12 protein-coding genes and 2 pseudogenes are annotated in these 18,196 nt (G+C 39.0%); 10 read left to right on the plus strand and 4 right to left on the minus strand.

The annotated features are described in order from the left end of the window. Positions 1–3 precede the first annotated feature (3 nt). The 3 genes from AC6H0A_RS01010 to mfd all read left to right on the plus strand — a co-directional run bounded on the left by AC6H0A_RS01010 (position 4) and on the right by mfd (position 5,561). Complete coding sequence (locus AC6H0A_RS01010; RefSeq protein WP_005640367.1) at positions 4–1,848, plus strand: tRNA(Met) cytidine acetyltransferase TmcA; 1,845 nt, start codon at positions 4–6, stop codon at positions 1,846–1,848. Then, positions 1,845–2,018: a DUF5363 family protein gene (locus tag AC6H0A_RS01015; RefSeq protein ID WP_005640369.1), complete on the plus strand. Its 174-nt coding sequence runs from the start codon at positions 1,845–1,847 to the stop codon at positions 2,016–2,018. The genes AC6H0A_RS01010 and AC6H0A_RS01015 overlap by 4 nt, the downstream gene beginning before the upstream one ends. Before the next feature lie 102 nt (positions 2,019–2,120). Continuing rightward, entirely contained in the window at positions 2,121–5,561 is a 3,441-nt protein-coding gene (gene mfd / locus AC6H0A_RS01020) for a transcription-repair coupling factor (RefSeq protein WP_044232337.1), read from the plus strand. A gap of 55 nt (positions 5,562–5,616) precedes the next feature. Here the strand turns inward: mfd and AC6H0A_RS01025 are convergent, their stop codons facing one another. Continuing rightward, the gene (locus AC6H0A_RS01025; RefSeq protein ID WP_005640371.1) at positions 5,617–7,008 is read right to left on the minus strand and encodes a DegQ family serine endoprotease; all 1,392 of its coding nucleotides are present in this window, start codon (positions 7,006–7,008) and stop codon (positions 5,617–5,619) included. Between the two features lie 201 nt (positions 7,009–7,209). Here AC6H0A_RS01025 and accD point away from each other — a divergent pair, with 201 nt between their 5' ends. Together accD and folC are read left to right on the plus strand one after the other, a co-directional pair. Then, entirely contained in the window at positions 7,210–8,100 is an 891-nt protein-coding gene (gene accD, locus AC6H0A_RS01030; RefSeq protein ID WP_005640373.1) for an acetyl-CoA carboxylase, carboxyltransferase subunit beta, read from the plus strand. A 1-nt stretch (position 8,101) separates the two neighbouring features. Continuing rightward, entirely contained in the window at positions 8,102–9,406 is a 1,305-nt protein-coding gene (folC, locus tag AC6H0A_RS01035; protein ID WP_005640376.1) for a bifunctional tetrahydrofolate synthase/dihydrofolate synthase, read from the plus strand. A gap of 59 nt (positions 9,407–9,465) precedes the next feature. Here folC and AC6H0A_RS01040 read toward each other — a convergent pair whose 3' ends face one another. The 3 genes from AC6H0A_RS01040 to AC6H0A_RS01050 form a co-directional block, all read right to left on the minus strand. Beyond that, a complete protein-coding gene (locus AC6H0A_RS01040; RefSeq protein WP_005640378.1) occupies positions 9,466–11,976 on the minus strand; it encodes an autotransporter family protein in 2,511 nt (836 codons plus the stop codon). Positions 11,977–11,993: 17 nt separating this feature from the next. Further along, positions 11,994–12,332 (minus strand): hypothetical protein, encoded by a 339-nt coding sequence (locus AC6H0A_RS01045; protein ID WP_253181204.1) that lies wholly within the window; start codon positions 12,330–12,332, stop codon positions 11,994–11,996. Positions 12,333–12,861: 529 nt separating this feature from the next. Further along, on the minus strand, positions 12,862–13,542 hold the full coding sequence (locus tag AC6H0A_RS01050) for a SanA/YdcF family protein (protein ID WP_044232300.1): 681 nt from the start codon (positions 13,540–13,542) through the stop codon (positions 12,862–12,864). 157 nt (positions 13,543–13,699) lie between these two features. Between AC6H0A_RS01050 and metX the strand changes: the two genes are divergently transcribed. From metX to AC6H0A_RS01075, 5 genes and pseudogenes are all read left to right on the plus strand, one after another. Then, a complete protein-coding gene (gene metX / locus AC6H0A_RS01055; protein WP_497512243.1) occupies positions 13,700–14,776 on the plus strand; it encodes a homoserine O-acetyltransferase MetX in 1,077 nt (358 codons plus the stop codon). A gap of 321 nt (positions 14,777–15,097) precedes the next feature. Then, a complete protein-coding gene (locus AC6H0A_RS01060; RefSeq protein WP_497512245.1) occupies positions 15,098–16,084 on the plus strand; it encodes a mannose/fructose/sorbose PTS transporter subunit IIA in 987 nt (328 codons plus the stop codon). An 11-nt stretch (positions 16,085–16,095) separates the two neighbouring features. Next, positions 16,096–16,890 (plus strand): annotated as a pseudogene (locus tag AC6H0A_RS01065) (PTS mannose/fructose/sorbose transporter subunit IIC). Positions 16,891–16,900: 10 nt separating this feature from the next. Next, complete coding sequence (gene manZ / locus AC6H0A_RS01070) at positions 16,901–17,734, plus strand: PTS mannose transporter subunit IID (protein ID WP_497512246.1); 834 nt, start codon at positions 16,901–16,903, stop codon at positions 17,732–17,734. A 48-nt stretch (positions 17,735–17,782) separates the two neighbouring features. Next, positions 17,783–18,177: pseudogene (locus AC6H0A_RS01075) on the plus strand (hypothetical protein). Positions 18,178–18,196 lie beyond the last annotated feature (19 nt).

The following is an 18,196-nucleotide window of genomic DNA, read 5'->3' on the forward strand; positions in this document are numbered from 1 at the left end:
AAGATGTTATCTCGCCAGCTTCAAATTTTAATCAGCAAAACTTTGCCGCTTGTGCCTGATAACGTATTAATTATCGGTGAAAGCGGCATTGCTTTTTCTAAAGCAACGAATTTGCTCGGACAAGAATTTGAACATATCTTATTTGATGGACGAAATGGCATTCATCTTGAAGCGCTAGCTATTGGAGCTGGAACACTGAAAATGGGCGGCACACTTTGTTTAGTGTTGTCCGATTGGGAAAATTTATCTCAGCAGCCTGATCAAGATAGTTTACGTTGGAATGGAAATCAGTCAGTAATCGCCACGCCTAATTTTATTGATCATTTCAAACAGTGCATTGATCGCTATCATTTCCCCATTTTAAGAGAGAAAAGTTCGGTTGAATTTCCCCCTGTTTTTTATTCTAACGAGCATCATAAAAATGCCACGTTAGCTCAGCAGCAAATTATTGATAATATTTTACAAGTTGAGCAGGATATTTATTTTCTAACCGCTAAGCGCGGAAGAGGAAAATCCGCATTATTGGGGATGCTTGCTAACCAAATTCAGGCGCCAGTTTATCTCACCGCACCGAATAAAAGTGCGGTATATTCGGTTATCGAATTTTCAGAAGGGGGCATTGAATTTATTGCGCCAGATGAATTGGCTTTGATGTTACAAACTGAACCCGAATTTAGTCAATCCGCTTGGTTACTCGTAGATGAAGCTGCGATGATTCCATTGCCGTTATTACAAGAATATTCTCAATATTTTCAACATATTATTTTCAGTACTACAATTCATAGCTATGAAGGAACAGGGCGTGGTTTCGAATTAAAATTTAAACGGAAAATTCACCGCACTTTTCAGCATTTTGAGCTTAAACAGCCTCTACGTTGGCAAGAAAATGATCCGTTAGAAGATTTTATTGATGATCTTTTGTTGCTAAATGCCGAAGATGAGTTTCAGCAATTTCTTTTCCAGCCCCATCTCCCTTATCAAATTCGAGAAGTGCAAAAAACACATCATATTGCAGAGTTTTATGGCTTAATGACATTGGCGCATTATCGAACGTCGCCACTTGATCTTCGCCGTTTATTTGATGGGGAAAATCAACGTTTTTATTTTGCCGAATATCAACAGAATTTGCTCGGTGCAATTTGGGCGTTAGAAGAAGGAAATATGGCTGATGATGAGTTGATTATTCAAATTCAACAAGGCAAACGCCGTCCGAAAGGGAATCTGGTGCCGCAGGCATTATGTTTCCATGAAAATCTGTCCCAAGCCTGTAAATTACATTCCTTACGTATTTCTCGTATAGCGGTTCAGCCAAATTGGCAAAAAAAGGGTATTGGTCAAAATCTAATGAAATTTATGAAAAATTCAGAAGTGGATTTTTTTTCGGTGAGTTTTGGCTACACTGACGAATTGGCAAAATTTTGGCAAAAGTGCGGTTTTGTTTTGGTGCATTTAGGCGAGCATCAAGAAGCGAGTAGTGGTTGTTATTCAGCGATTGCCCTTAAAGGTCTTTCTAAAGAAGGCTTGGCTTTAGTTGATAGTGCGTACAAACAATTTCAGCGTAATATTCCTTTATCTTTTCATCCTTTCGCCATAAATTTTGAGAAAAATCAGCTTGATTGGCAGCTTGATGAGTTCGATTGGTTGAGCTTAAAAAACTTTGCTAATTTTCACCGTACTTTATTTTCGAGCATTCCTGCGATGAGGCGTTTATTAAAATTAGCGGGCAAAGAAAATTTCCCATTAATTTCCGCTTATTTAACAAAAAAACAACTTCCCATTAACAAGAAAAAAGGCGTAGAATGGCTGCGTTTAGAAATTAAACAATATTTAGAACGAGGAACTTTATGACAGAACAAACTGAGAAACCAAAATGTTGGTTTAAGCGTGCACTTGAAAAATATGATAATTTCATTAAAGAGTGGGGGTTAGAGCAACCTAATTGTAGCTGCGTGCCTATGTCAGCAACAGAAGATGAAAATGGTAATTTGAAGAAAGAAGAATCTCCTTTAAAGAAATAAACATTAACTGTTTTTTTAAACAGTAAATTTGTTGAAAAATAAGTCAAATTCCAGTACACTATGCGTCAATTTTTATACAAGATTGGCGCATTATTTATATTTATGAAAACGGCTTTTTTCCAACCTGATATTCCTATCCAACCCAATGATCACAAAATTTTAGGCAATGTATTACCGGGTGCTGATGCATTGGCGATCAGTGAAATTGCAGAGCAAAATCAAAATTTAACCGTAGTGGTGACTCCAGATACACGAAGTGCGGTGCGTTTATCACGTGTTTTATCGGAATTAAGCAGTCAAAATGTATGCCTTTTCCCTGATTGGGAAACGTTGCCTTATGATACGTTTTCTCCCCATCAAGAAATTATTTCCTCTCGTTTAAGTGCGCTTTTCCATTTACAAAATGCGAAAAAAGGCATTTTCTTATTGCCGATTTCGACATTAATGCAACGCCTTTGCCCGCCACAATATTTACAACACAATGTGCTTCTGATTAAAAAAGGCGATCGCTTGGTCATTGATAAAATGCGCTTACAATTAGAAGCTGCAGGCTATTGTGCGGTGGAGCAAGTATTAGAACATGGTGAATACGCTGTTCGTGGAGCTTTGTTGGATCTTTTCCCAATGGGAAGTGCGGTGCCTTTTCGTCTCGATTTTTTTGATGATGAAATTGATTCAATTCGCACTTTTGATGTGGATACGCAACGTACTCTTGATGAAATTACATCGATTAACCTTTTACCAGCGCACGAATTTCCAACGGATGATAAAGGGATTGAATTTTTCCGTGCGCAATTTCGTGAAACCTTTGGTGAAATTCGTCGTGATCCAGAACATATTTATCAGCAAATCAGTAAAGGTACCTTGATTTCTGGCATTGAATATTGGCAGCCTCTTTTCTTTTCTGAAATGGCGACTTTGTTTGATTATTTACCAGAACAAACGCTGTTTGTGGATATGGAAAATAACCAAATGCAAGGTGAGCGTTTTTATCAAGATGCCAAACAGCGTTATGAACAACGTAAAGTGGATCCGATGCGTCCGCTTTTACCGCCTGAAAAATTATGGCTTAATGTTGATGAAGTCAATCGCCGATTGAAATCTTATCCACGTATTACATTTAAAGCGGAAAAAGTGCGGTCATCGGTACGCCAGAAAAATTTACCTGTTGTCGCTTTACCAGAAGTGACCATTCAATCCCAGCAAAAAGAACCATTGGGACAACTCCGCCAATTTATTGAGCATTTTAAAGGAAATGTACTGTTTTCCGTGGAGACGGAAGGTCGCCGAGAGACTTTGCTTGATTTGCTTTCACCGTTAAAACTCAAGCCAAAACAAATTCAATCCTTGGAACAGGCTGAAAATGAAAAATTTAGCTTGTTAGTCAGCTCTCTTGAACAAGGTTTTATAATTGAACAATCGCTTCCTGTTGCGATTATTGGTGAAGCTAATTTACTTGGCGAGCGCGTTCAACAACGTTCTAGAGATAAACGTAAAACAATTAATCCTGACACGCTAGTGCGCAATCTTGCTGAGTTGAAAATAGGGCAGCCCGTTGTGCATCTTGATCACGGTGTGGGGCGTTATGGCGGTTTGGTCACGTTAGATACAGGCGGTATTAAAGCAGAATATTTGCTACTAAATTATGCAAATGAATCAAAACTTTATGTGCCTGTTACTTCATTACATTTGATTAGCCGTTATGTCGGTGGTTCTGATGAAAGTGCGCCATTACATAAATTGGGTAACGGGGCTTGGGCGAAATCGCGCCAAAAAGCAGCGGAGAAAATTCGTGATGTGGCGGCTGAATTATTAGATGTTTATGCACAACGTGAAGCGAAGAAAGGCTTTGCTTTTAAATATGATCGTGAGGAATTTCAACAATTTGCCGCAACTTTTCCTTTTGAAGAAACTTATGATCAGGAAATGGCAATTAATGCAGTGATTTCGGATATGTGTCAGCCAAAAGCAATGGATCGCCTTGTTTGCGGTGATGTAGGTTTTGGTAAAACTGAAGTGGCAATGCGCGCTGCCTTTTTGGCTGTGATGAATCATAAGCAAGTAGCAGTGTTGGTGCCAACTACACTTTTAGCCCAACAGCATTATGAGAATTTTAAAGATCGTTTTGCGAATTTGCCTGTGAACGTAGAAGTGTTATCGCGTTTCAAAACTGCAAAAGAACAAAAACAAATTCTGGAAAACCTTGCAGAAGGCAAAGTCGATATACTGATTGGTACCCATAAATTAATTCAATCAGATGTCAAATTTAGCGATCTTGGTTTGTTGATTATTGATGAAGAGCACCGTTTTGGTGTGGGGCAAAAAGAGAAAATCAAACAGCTCCGTGCGAATATCGATATTCTTACCCTAACGGCAACGCCAATTCCGCGTACGCTTAATATGGCGATGAATGGTATTCGTGATCTTTCCATTATTTCTACGCCTCCTGCGCGTCGATTAAGTATTAAAACCTTCGTCCGCCAGAATGACGATCTTGTTGTACGAGAAGCGATTTTGCGTGAAATCTTACGTGGTGGGCAGGTTTATTATCTCCATAATGATGTCGCAAGTATTGAAAATACAGCAGAAAAACTGACCGCACTTGTGCCAGAGGCGCGAGTGATTGTGGGGCACGGACAAATGCGAGAACGTGAGTTAGAACGTGTGATGAGTGATTTTTATCATCAGCGTTATAACGTCTTAGTTTGTTCAACCATTATCGAAACGGGTATTGATGTACCAACGGCTAATACCATCATTATTGAACGAGCGGATCATTTTGGATTAGCTCAGTTGCATCAATTACGTGGACGAGTAGGGCGTTCACATCATCAGGCTTATGCTTATTTACTCACGCCACCGCCAAAAATGATGACAAAAGATGCCGAACGCCGTCTAGATGCCTTGGAAAATCTTGATAATCTTGGGGCTGGTTTTATCTTGGCAACCCACGATTTAGAGATTCGTGGCGCTGGCGAATTACTCGGAAACGAACAAAGCGGACAAATCGAAAGCATCGGTTTTTCGCTTTATATGGAATTATTGGATGCGGCGGTTAAAGCGTTAAAAGAAGGGCGAGAACCATCATTAGAAGAATTGACGCAACAACAAGCGGATATTGAATTGCGCGTGCCTGCTTTATTGCCAGATGATTATTTAGGTGATGTGAATATGCGTTTATTCTTTTATAAACGTATTGCCGCCGCAGAGAGTAAATCAGAGTTGGACGAGTTAAAAGTTGAGTTAATAGATCGATTCGGATTATTGCCTGACGCGACAAAAAATCTACTGCAAATTGCAGAATTGCGTTTGTTGGTTGAGCCGTTGAAAGTTGTGCGAATTGATGCAGGAACGCAAGGCGGTTTCATTGAGTTTTCACCAAAAGCACAAGTGAATCCAGATAAATTTATTCAATTAATCCAAAAAGAACCTATTGTGTATCGATTTGATGGCCCATTAAAATTTAAGTTCATGAAAGATTTATCTGATAACAAAGTGCGGTTAGAATTTGTGGTAGATTTGTTGAAAGCAATTGCTTCATAAAAAAGAAGTCCGATCATCATGATCGGACTTTTTGTTTATATATTAGGTGGAAGAATTATTGTACTAATAAGTAAAAATTGTTGTCTCCACGTAAAATATTTAAGGCTACAGCCGATGGCTTATCATCAAGTGCTTTACTTAATTCAGCCGTGTTTTCAACCAGTTGACGGTTTATACCAATAATAATATCGCCAGCTTTTAAACCTCGTTGCGAAGCAAGCGAGTTCGGTTGAACTTTGGTGATTTCAATCCCTTTGATGCCTTTTGCATCATAGTTTTTCAATGTCGCGCCATCTAACGCAGGTAATTCTGTTTTAGAGGAAAGTTGGTTTCCATCATCCGCTTGTAATTTCACTTTAACATCGTGAGATTTTCCATCGCGTAAGTAAGTTAAACTAATCTCTTTTCCTGCACCTGAGGTTGCAATTTTTGCACGCATTTCTGCGAAGCTTGAGATTTTTTGACCGTTCATCGCCGTGATAATATCCCCCGCTTTAATGCCAGCTTTTTCAGCGGCTGATTTCGGCAATACTTCACTTACAAATGCGCCTTGTTGTGCGCTTACATTAAAGGCTTTGGCTAAATCAGCATTGAGTTCGCCACCTTTAATACCAAGCAATCCTCGGCGTACTTCACCAAATTCTAAAATTTGTTGCACTAAATTGTTTGCTTGATTACTTGGAATCGCAAAGGCAATTCCTGCATTGCCACCGCTTGGCGAAATAATCGCGGTGTTGATACCAATGAGTTCACCATTTAGGTTGACTAATGCACCACCTGAATTACCGCGGTTTACAGCAGCATCAGTTTGAATATAGTTTTCATAATCACCGCTATCAGAGCCAGTTGAGCGACCTAATGCAGAAACTATGCCTGATGTAACAGTTTGACCTAAACCAAATGGATTACCAATTGCAACAGTAAAATCGCCTACGCGTAATTTATCGGAATCAGCAAATTTGATTTCTGTTAAATTACTTGGTTTTTCAAGTTGAACTAATGCAATATCTGATTGTTCATCTTTACCTACTAATTTTGCTTTAAATTCACGCCCATCTTGTAATTGCACGGTAATTTTATTAGCCCCGTCAATAACATGGTTATTCGTTAAAACATAGCCTTTATTTGCATTAATAATGACACCAGAACCTAAACCATGGAAGTTACGTTTTGATTCACCGCGACCACCAAATTGTTCAGCAAAACGATCACCGAAGAAAAATTTAAATTCCTCTGGAATATCGTCTTGGAAAGGAGAACGTGAATCAACTTTTGCTTTTCCTTCAACAGAAAGTGTCACCACTGCAGGTTGAACTTTTTCTAACATCGGTGCCAAACTATTTTGCTCTGAAATGAAGCTTGGTAAATCGGCTTGAGCCACAAATGGTGTACTCAAGACACTTAATCCGAGAGCAATACTGCTTAATACAAAACGTGTTTTTTTCATAAAATACTCCAAAATAGATTTCAGATAACGTGGTCTATGAGACAAAGAAATAAAAAAAATGTTCAATCATGGATTTATTTCTCGTATTTATTGAAAGTTTCTAAAGGAAATCGGAGCAGTACAAAAACGCCTTACAAGTAGCAAATTCTGCAAATTTATGGTCTAATACGCAGAATTTTTTAGTCAATAAAAAGGTCGAAAATGAGCTGGATTAACCGAATTTTTAGTAAAAGTCCGTCTTCTTCTACTCGAAAAGCAAATGTGCCAGAAGGCGTGTGGACAAAATGTACTTCTTGTGAACAAGTACTTTATAGTGAAGAACTCAAACGTAATCTTTATGTTTGCCCAAAATGCGGTCATCATATGCGCATTGACGCACGTGAGCGTTTATTAAAATTATTGGACGAAGGTTCAAGCCAAGAAATTGCGGCAGATTTAGAACCAAAAGATATTTTAAAATTTAAAGATTTAAAGAAATATAAAGATCGTATCAGTGCGGCGCAAAAAGAAACGGGTGAAAAAGATGCGTTAATTACCATGACTGGTACGCTTTATAATATGCCAATTGTTGTGGCTGCATCGAACTTTGCTTTTATGGGCGGTTCAATGGGTTCTGTAGTTGGTGCAAAATTTGTTAAAGCGGCGGAAAAAGCAATCGAAATGAATTGTCCATTTGTGTGTTTCTCTGCAAGTGGCGGGGCGCGTATGCAAGAAGCCTTATTTTCTTTAATGCAAATGGCAAAAACTAGCGCGGTGCTTGCCCAAATGCGTGAAAAAGGCGTGCTATTTATTTCAGTATTAACGGATCCAACTTTAGGCGGCGTATCAGCCAGTTTTGCGATGTTAGGGGATTTAAATATTGCTGAACCAAAAGCCTTAATTGGTTTTGCAGGTCCACGTGTTATTGAACAAACCGTGCGTGAAAAATTGCCAGAAGGTTTCCAACGTAGTGAGTTTTTACTTGAGAAAGGGGCAATTGATATGATTGTGAAACGTTCAGAAATGCGTAAAACTTTGGCAAGTGTACTGAGTAAATTAACGAATCAACCTTCTCCTTTTGTAGAGTCTGAACTCATTTCAGAAGATGAATAATATGCAACTTAAAGCCACTTCGCCACTCGCTGAGTGGCTTTCTTATTTAGAAAAAAATCATTTTAAACCGATTGATCTTGGTTTAGATCGCATTAAATCCGTGGCAGAAAAATTGGATTTACTTCATCCTGCCCCTTATGTGATAACAGTGGGGGGGACGAATGGTAAAGGCACGACTTGCCGTTTGTTAGAAACGATTCTGCTTAATCACGGATTACGTGTGGGCGTGTATTCTTCGCCTCATTTACTACGTTATAACGAGCGAGTACGCATTCAAAATCAAGATTTACCCGATGAAGCACACACCACCTCTTTTACTTTTATTAATGAAAACAAAACAGAATCGCTGACTTATTTTGAATTTAGCACCCTTTCTGCCTTGCATTTATTTAAGCAAGCAAAATTAGATGTGGTTATTTTAGAAGTGGGGTTGGGTGGACGTTTAGATGCGACCAATATTGTGGATAGCCATCTTGCTGTGATTACTAGCATCGATATTGATCACACCGATTTTCTTGGGGATACCAGAGAGGACATTGCTTTTGAAAAAGCAGGAATTTTCCGCGAAAATTGCCCTGTCGTGATTGGCGAACCTAATGTGCCACAAACAATGCTCGAGCAAGCTGAAAAATTACATTGCCAAGTTTCTCGACGCGATGTGGATTGGTCATTTGAGCAAAATGCTAAAAATTGGCAATGGCAAAATAAAAAAGTGCGGTTAGAAAATTTGCCGTTTTGTCAGATTCCATTGGCGAATGCCGCAACGGCTCTTGCTGCTGTTCAATGTTTACCTTTTGATATTTCAGAACAGACTTTGCGAAAATCTTTGCAAGAGGTTGAACTGGTTGGTCGTTTTCAAGCAATAAAAGCAGATAGACGTGAAAAATTAGCGGATTATCTTGGCATATCAGTTGAAATCTTGCCAACAATCATCGTTGATGTGGGGCATAATCCTCATGCTGCTAAATATTTATCTGAAAAATTGACCGCACTTAAATGCAACATTGAGGGCAAAATGATTGCCGTATGTGGGATGCTCAAAGACAAAGATGCAAATGGGGTATTTGCGCATTTAACACCTATTATTGATGAATGGCATTGTGTGACCTTAGGCGGTTATCGCGGGCAGTCAGGCGATGAACTAGCAGAAAAACTGAAAAGCCATTTTCCATATATTCAATCTACATCAGATAATTCTGTTATGAATGGGGTGCGTACAGCACTCAAAAGTGCGGTAAAAAATGATGTGGTTTTAGTCTTTGGATCTTTCCACACCGTAGCCGAATTTTGGTCTGTGGTGGAATAAAATTTATCATTAAAACAAAGGGCTGATATTTAAAATCAGCCCTTATTTTTTCTAGAAGATTATTTCCAAGAATATTTCACACTCACGGTGCCTTGGTAACCTTTGTGTCGGTTGCTATCGAAGGATTTTTCGTAGCGAGCGTCCGCATAAAGGTAAGTGTTTTCACTTAATGAGAATTGAGTGCCTAAGCCTAATTCCCACCAAGTGCGGTCAAATTTCTCGGTTAATTTATCACGACCAATTAATGCATTGCCCGTTGCTTTAAAATCGTGCCAAATATTACCGATGAAATAATAGGTGCGAGTGCGTTGCTTATCATTTGGTTTGTTATACGCCAAACGGAAACCAACACGACCGCGCAGGCCATAACCTTTTTGCGAAACTGCACGAGTGCCGTCGTTAAAGTCATTTAAGCGCAAGTATTGTGCAATAAGTTGTGCTTGTGGCTCTAAAATCCAACTATCCCCGTTGTTGGTTTTATCTTTACCTAATGCGTAAGGACGACCAGTTTCCACTGAAAGGGCAGCACCCCAGCCGTGATTTTTCGCACCTGTGCCATCAACCGATGAATAACGGTTATTTAACCAAGAGAGTTGCCCCACCCAGTCAATGTAAGTGCCATTTTCATTGTAACGTGTATCGGTTACACCAAGATTAAGTGCGGTGGTTTTTACGCGAGAAGTTAATTTATCTGCAATCACGACACCATTTTTCGCACGGTATTCATCATAGAATTTGCTATGAGAACGTAATGCGCCGAGATATAAGCCAGTAAAACGACGAGTGAGTTTGCCCTCGTCATCTTGTTTGGTTTTGACATCAAAGTCGTGCCCAACTTGGAAACCGTACATATTGGTTTTTAAACCAAAACGTTCTTTGCCATCGAGTTTGAGGTGTTTGCCAATCACTCGCCCCCAAGATTGTTTTTCCACATCTTGCCAATAATTGCCTTGTTTATCCCAAGAAAGGCTTTGATTTTCGCCACGACGTTGATGAAGCGTATCCAACATTGTATAGCCTAATTCCAAGTTTTGACGGGGAACGAGTGTATAAGCCAGTGAGCTTGGCGTGATGATGGTTTTATCTTTATTTGGTGTGGTTAAAGTCCAGAAGTATTCTGTTACACCATTGTCATCTTTATGTGAAACTAATTGTAATTCTCCTGCCCCTGTGGTTTTTGCTGTACCAGTAAAGGTTGAACGTGTATTGTAAGCGTAAGGTTTGGTTGCATCCGTAGAATTTATTTCATTGCCTTCTGTTCCACTGTCAGCACCTAAAACTTTAATAACAGGGACACTACGTTTGTAGCGATCGGCAAGTTCGCCGATTGAGCCATCAATAACATCTTCAGTTCCATCCGTCTTAATAGCTTTGACAGTCGTATTACCAGAGGCATCACCTGTAATCGTTAATAAATCTGATTCTGAATTTGTGCCGAGATAATCACCTGGGGTATTCCATTTGGTGTTTACTTCTAACACACCATCTTTACCAACATAATTCCCTTCAATGGTGAGTTTGTCTGCATAGGATTGATTGGCTAGAGTGATGATACCGTGATCATTGGTGAATGTTCCATCTTTATCAGCGCCATTTGATGATACTTTGATAATGTATTCATCGGCTGGATTACTTCCAGCATCTAATATACCACCTTTGCTAAGTGTGACTGATTTTGATGTAGAACGTTGCTTGTCTGAACCTAAATCGTCTTTTTTCTTCAACGTCCAAACGGCGTTGTTATCCACATTCATTGTTAAACTTGAACCAATATCTTGATGAACAAGACCTGTTAATTTTGCACCATCGCTAAAAGTGGCGGTAAGTTCTGAATGGGCTTCGGCGGTTTTATTGATTTCGTCAATTTCTTCTGATTTAGCGTATACCGCCCAGCCTTTTGGCGCAGCGGTGGCGGTGGATTTGTTGCCTGAAAGTTTAAATGTCACATTAGATACGTTAAAAGCTCCCCAATTAAAACGACTTTTTAATATCCCTTCTTTTCCTAATATTCTAGCGCCAGAAAGAAGTTGTCCATCTTTTTTAAAACAGGCATTGGCAAGAATAAGGCTATCGGTTTCCGATTTAGTAGAAAGTTTGGTATTAACTAAGCTAACCTGATTGTTTTTATTATCTTTACCTCTCGTAAGCATTTCGTGAAAATTAAAAAATAGATACTTTACTTCCCCAAGATTCTCATAATCAATAGTATCGAAAACTAAAGCATTTGTACTGGCTCGAATTTCAGAAGCTTCATTCTTATTTTTTTCACCTGTAATAGTGAATTTTGAGTCTTCATCAAATAAACGTACCGCACCTGAACCGCGATAAGTTTTTCCTTTCGCAAGAGTCGTTCCATTAATTGAAGTAGTATCTACGGTTAATTTTCCATTAGCTTCTACCGTCGCATTTTTACCAGCATCTCCGTTGCCAGGTTTCCCGATTTTAATACCTGCAGAGTTAATACCATTTGCTGTGACACTGATATTTGTATCCCCGTCTAAAATAGCCTTAGCATCATTACCTGACACGTAAAGCCCCTCCATATAATCTGCAACTTTATTTGCACTCACATCAGAAACTTTAATATCTACTTTTCCTGTAGAATGAAATTCTGGTGTTGAACCTGTTGAACGATATACTCTAATACCAAAATATTGATAGCCAGTTTCAAATTTTCCACCAGGAATAGGAACTCCAGTATATTCCCTCTTACAGTATCTGCTGTATTATTTACTGTAATATTTGCGTTTTCTACATTAACACGAGCATTACCAGTATTACTCCCCCCATTCCAGTTATACCCTACAGCCAGCCCATAAGCCGCGTCAGAATCAGCTGATTGGCTTGTATTTTTCTCACGATTGGATTTTGTGACATTGATATTAAGGTTTTTGATCTCGGCAGTTGAATTACCACGAACAATCATTCCTTTAGGGCGATTGTTTGTTGCCTTGTCACTAGGGGTGACATTGATATTTAACGTTTCAGCTGTTAGTTTGGAACCTTCTACATATAAGGGAACGATCTCGTCTCCTGTAATTGTTTCATTTATGGTTTCTTCGCCTTTTAATGTTAAATGTGCACCGTTTTGTACAGAAAGCTGTTTATTATCTGGAAGAGTATCTGTTTCACCAGTAAGCGTGGTGTCTGTTATAATATTTTCTGTTAAAGCTGCGTAGGCTGGAGTTGTACTAAGTGAATAATAGGTAGTAGAAAGGGCAGAAGAGATTAGAATACTAAGAAGTTTTTTTTACAATTTTGCTTGCTTGCTTTTGAGATTCTTGTTTCATAAGTTAACCTACCAAAGTTGTGAGTTCAATGACAATCAAAGTAAATCCTTTAGCATAAAACAGGATTTTCCTTATCGGCTGATATTTTAATCAGTTTGTGTTTATTTAACAAGTTTAGATTAGTGTGATTTTAAAAAATAGAAGAAATATGATTTAGATCAATATTTATAATGTGGCGCTGTTTGGTAATGGCTGAGGCTCTCCCAAAAAATAAGGCTCAACCCCTAATATCAAATCCAAAACCGCTTTTATACGCGCAAAAACTTCTCTTATTCGAGTAGATAGAGGTAATTCAGGTTGTTTTGCTACAAAACAAATTGCATCAATATCATGTGCTTTGGCAATTAAAAGTGCGCGTTCGCAATGAAATTTTTGGCTGACAATCGTAAATGCTTGCACTTGGAAAATTTTATCTGCGCGGATAACGGAATCTAGCGTGCGGAAACCAGCAAAATCACGGAACATAGAGGCTTCAGATACGCCCATTTTTCGTAAATCACGAAACATTGCTCTTGGTTCGTTATATTGAACAGTGCGATTATCGCCACTTAATAAAAGGTAATTGACTTTTTGATGATTGATTAGCTCTTTTGCTGCGGCTAAACGATACTCGTAATAAGCATTGGGTTTTCCACCAATAATATATTTTGATGTGCCCAGCACAAGAGCATATGCGCGAGGGGGGAGTTCATCAATATTCGTGAATACTTTATCACGCACGTAAAAACTTACGCCTCGATCAACTAGCAAGCAAAGTATAATCAATGCAAAGATTGCGTAGAGTAGTGTGCGAAAAAGTGCGGTGAATTTTGGGGAGAATTTTTTTACTAGCATAGCGGTAAACATAATGAAAAATCGACCGCACTTCAAGGGGAATTTGATGGATTTTGTGAATTGCATTGATGTGCGATAATTTAGCCGTTTAGACGGCTAAAGTTTCTTGACAACCTAATTGACTTACTGATAGTTTAAGTGCCATTCTCATTATTACAATAGGTTTCCAATGTCTGTGCAAAATGTAGTGCTTTTTGACACACAGCCTTTAACCATGACGCTTGGTGGCAAGCTTTCCCATATCAATGTCGCGTATCAAACTTATGGTACGCTCAATGCCGAAAAAAATAATGCAGTATTAATTTGTCACGCTTTGACTGGCGATGCTGAGCCTTATTTTGATGATGGTCGAGATGGCTGGTGGCAGAATTTTATGGGCAAAGGTTTAGCATTGGATACGGATCGTTATTTTTTTATTAGCTCGAACGTCTTAGGTGGTTGCAAGGGAACAACTGGGCCTTCATCAATTAATCCGCAAACGGGTAAACCTTATGGTAGCCAATTTCCTAATATTGTCGTGCAAGATATTGTCAAAGTACAAAAAGCCTTGCTTGATCATCTTGGCATTAGCCATTTAAAAGCTATTATTGGTGGATCTTTTGGCGGTATGCAAGCGAATCAATGGGCGATTGATTATCCTGATTTTATGGATAATATCGTGAATCTTTGCTCATCCATTTATTTTAGTGCGGAAGCCATAGGCTTTAACCATGTTATGCGTCAAGCGGTAATTAATGATCCTAATTTTAATGGTGGCGATTACTATGATGGTACACCGCCGGATCAAGGGCTATCTATTGCTCGTATGCTAGGTATGTTGACTTACCGTACTGATTTACAGCTTGCAAAAGCATTTGGGCGAGCAACAAAATCAGATGGCAGTTTTTGGGGCGACTATTTTCAAGTTGAATCCTACCTTTCTTATCAAGGTAAAAAATTTTTAGAACGTTTTGATGCCAATAGTTATTTGCATTTGTTACGTGCGTTGGATATGTATGATCCAAGCATTGGGTATGAAAATGTCAAAGAGGCATTATCACGCATTAAAGCTTGCTATACGTTGGTTTCTGTGACAACGGACCAGCTTTTTAAGCCAGTTGACCTTTATAAAAGTAAACAGCTTTTAGAACAAAGTGGAGTCGATCTACATTTTTACGAATTCCCATCAGATTATGGACACGATGCATTTTTAGTGGATTATGATCAGTTTGAAAAACGGATTAGAGATGGTTTAGCGGGTAATTAGTCATAAAAAAGTGCGGTGAAATTTGATCTGAACTTTAATTGTTGGTTTGTTTAGTCTAACTTTTGGGGGTAGATCAAATTTCACCGTTCTTTTTTCTTATTTTTTAAAAACTTTCTTAGTTTATACCGCACTTTTTATCCAAAAGTTCTGATGTGTAATTAAGCAATAATGCACGCCAAATTATTCCGTTTGCAATGCTTTTTTTGTCCTGAAAAATTGATGTATGTCAATTTTAATGGTACAAGCACTTATAATTATCTTGAGTTAGGCAACCGTTTACTCTGTGCTCTTGACGATTTATTTCAACCTTAGGAGTATCCAATGATTCAAGTAATCGTTGCAGCTCACGGCAAGCTTGCTGCTGAGCTGGTCAATTCTTCTGAAATGGTGTTCGGTGAGGTGGAAGGACTCCACGGTGTAACATTCGTTCCAGGAGAAGGGCAAGACACCTTGGTGGAAAAGTATGAGGCTATTATTGCTGAATGCTCGCCATCAGATAGCGTGTTATTTTTGGTAGATTTATTTGGTGGTAGCCCGTATAACGCGGCAGCCCGAGTAGCGGCAAAACGTCCTCAAGATGATATTGTCACTGGCGTAAGTTTACCAATGTTATTAGAAGTATTAGATGCCAAGGATGATGCAAAATCAGCGGAAGCACTTGCCGATGTCGCCAAGGAAGTTGGCGTAATGGCGGTGAAAAGTTATCGGAAACCAGATGATCTTGCCTCTTTCGCTCAACCTGAAACTCCAAAAGAGGAAGCAAAAGAAGAACAAGAAAGCGAAGAAGATAATACTCAATACGATCCTAATGGACGTATGAGTGTCAACTTACTGCGTATTGATGATCGTTTAATTCATGGTCAAGTCGCTACTTCTTGGGCAAAAGCAGTGAAATGCGAAGCCATTTTTGCTATTAGTGATGACGTGGCAAATGATGAATTGCGTAAGGAATTGCTTCTTCAAATTACGCCACCACATTTGAAAGCCTATGTCATTCCTGTGGATAAAGCGATTAAGGTTTACAACAATCCAAAATATGCGAGCCGTAATATTTTAATGCTTGTAACCAAGCCAGAAGATGCCGTGCGTTTAATCGAAGGTGGTTTGCGTATTGATACCATTAACGTGGGCGGAATGACGCATAAAGAAGGCAATAAACAGCTTTCTGATGCAGTCACAGTGAATCCATCTAATGTCGCTGCATTCAAAAAATTACTTGATATGGGCGTGAAGCTTTCCCTTCAAAAAGTGGCAGCAAATAAGCCTGTTGAACTTACTCGCGAAAAACTTGATTCAATTAAATTCTAGGAGCGCATTTTATGTCAACAATGGAACTCATTTTAGTCGTGCTTGTCGCGGCAATTTGCGGTATGGGGAGCGTATTAGATGAGCGTCAAACCCACCGTCCACTTTTTGCTTGTACTATGATTGGCTTGGTATTAGGCGATCTTGAAACTGGTATTATCCTTGGCGGTACATTAGAAATGATCGCACTAGGTTGGATGAACGTTGGGGCTACTATGGCACCAGATGCCGCGCTTGCTAGTGTGATCTCTGCGATTCTTGTTATTAAGGGTGGTCAATCTGTGGGTACGGCGATTGCTATCGCGGTGCCGGTTGCTGCTGCAGGTCAGGTGCTTACTATTTTCGTACGTACACTAACCATCTTCTTACAACATAAAGCGGATAAATTTGCCGAATAAGCTAATTTCCGTGGGATTGAACTTTGCCATTTTGCAGGGCTTTCTTTACAAGCATTGCGTGTTGCAATTCCTGCATTAGCGGTTGGTTTAGTTGCAGGTACGGATGCCGTAACTAGCGCATTAGATGCAATTCCTGAAGTGATTACTCGTGGCTTACAAATTGCGGGTGGATTTATCGTCGTAGTAGGTTATGCAATGGTGATTAATATGATGCGTGCGGGTGCATTAATGCCATTCTTCTTCCTTGGTTTTGTTATTGCTTCCTTTACTAGTTACAACTTAGTTGGATTGGGTATTCTTGGTACTTGCTTAGCCATGCTTTATATCCAATTAAATCCGCGTTTTAACCAAGTCGCAATGCCAGTGGCAAGCAAAAGAAAACTTGCTGATAACGAATTAGAAGGTCTATAAGGAGCGCATTATGTCAGAACAAAAAGTAACTCTTACAAAGGGTGATATTTTAAGTACTTATTTCCGTTCAACGTTCCTTTTAGGTTCGTTTAACTTTGAACGTATGCAATCAATGGGATTCTGTGTTTCGATGATTCCAACAATCAAACGCCTATATAGCAAAAAAGAAGATCAAGCTGCGGCACTCAAACGCCATCTTGAATTTTTTAATACTCAACCGTGGGTTGGGTCTGCAATTATGGGCGTAACTGCCGCAATGGAACAAGAGCGTGCGAATGGTGCAAAAGATGTGGATGATGCGGCAATTAGTGGTGTAAAAGTCGGACTTATGGAGCCACTAGCTGGTGTAGGCGATCCTATTTTCTGGGGAACTTTACGCCCAGTTTTAGCCGCACTTGGTGCTGGAATTGCCTTAACAGGTAGCATTTTAGGTCCATTATTGTTTTTTATCTTAATCAATGTGATCCGTGCTGTCACTCGTTGGTATGGTTTCAAATATGGTTATGAAAAAGGCACTGAAATCGTTTCCGATATGTGCGGTGGACGTTTGCAAAAAATCACTCAAGGGGCTTCTATTCTTGGTCTCTTTGTCATGGGTTCGTTGGTTTCTAAATGGACAAGTATTAATGTCCCATTAGAACTTACTCGTTATAAAAACCAATTAGGTGAAGAAGTTGTTGTCACCTTGCAAGGCGTATTAAATGATCTACTTCCGGGTTTATTAGCCTTATTACTGACTTTCTTATGTATGTATTTATTACGTAAAAAAGTGAATGCAATGGTGATTATCTTCGGTTTATTTGGCGTGGGGATTTTAGGTTACTGGGCTGGTATTCTTGCATAATCCTTGAGAAAGCTAATAATAAGGGCGATGATAACGCCCTTATTTTTTATGGTGAATTTGAATGAAATTATCGAACTTATCCAAGCACCACCCAGTGAAACTTATATTAAAAACAGTTCTCGACTGGTTTCAGGATTATTTATTATAGGCGGATTACTTTATTACCCAACAAATGGCTATGGCACTGTAATTGCATTGGCATTAGCACTAATTGTTTTAATTGGGCAAAAATGTTGCTTACCCAAGCAAATAAGGATTTTGCTGATATGTATCAAGCACAGTCTTTATTTGAAAAAACACAAAACTATGATTATTTACGTTTTATTATGGCGCGTTCAGAACAGATGCTAAAGGATAATAAAGTGCTTTCTGACAAAGCAAAAAATGAAATCCATAAGCTACAAGCATTTTCTCAAGATGAATTAGAAAAGATGAGTGAATAAAAAATGACTACATGAAGTA

It is taken from the genome of Haemophilus sp. THUN1692, assembly GCF_059704395.1.

Coding starts and splice junctions, on each gene's coding strand:
- AC6H0A_RS01010 (WP_005640367.1), top strand. CDS start 4: ATGTTATCTCGCCAGCTTCAAATTTTAATCAGCAAAACTTTGCCGCTT.
- AC6H0A_RS01015 (WP_005640369.1), top strand. CDS start 1,845: ATGACAGAACAAACTGAGAAACCAAAATGTTGGTTTAAGCGTGCACTT.
- mfd (WP_044232337.1), top strand. CDS start 2,121: ATGAAAACGGCTTTTTTCCAACCTGATATTCCTATCCAACCCAATGAT.
- AC6H0A_RS01025 (WP_005640371.1), bottom strand. CDS start 7,008: ATGAAAAAAACACGTTTTGTATTAAGCAGTATTGCTCTCGGATTAAGT.
- accD (WP_005640373.1), top strand. CDS start 7,210: ATGAGCTGGATTAACCGAATTTTTAGTAAAAGTCCGTCTTCTTCTACT.
- folC (WP_005640376.1), top strand. CDS start 8,102: ATGCAACTTAAAGCCACTTCGCCACTCGCTGAGTGGCTTTCTTATTTA.
- AC6H0A_RS01045 (WP_253181204.1), bottom strand. CDS start 12,332: ATGATTGTTCGTGGTAATTCAACTGCCGAGATCAAAAACCTTAATATC.
- AC6H0A_RS01050 (WP_044232300.1), bottom strand. CDS start 13,542: ATGTTTACCGCTATGCTAGTAAAAAAATTCTCCCCAAAATTCACCGCA.
- metX (WP_497512243.1), top strand. CDS start 13,700: ATGTCTGTGCAAAATGTAGTGCTTTTTGACACACAGCCTTTAACCATG.
- AC6H0A_RS01060 (WP_497512245.1), top strand. CDS start 15,098: ATGATTCAAGTAATCGTTGCAGCTCACGGCAAGCTTGCTGCTGAGCTG.
- manZ (WP_497512246.1), top strand. CDS start 16,901: ATGTCAGAACAAAAAGTAACTCTTACAAAGGGTGATATTTTAAGTACT.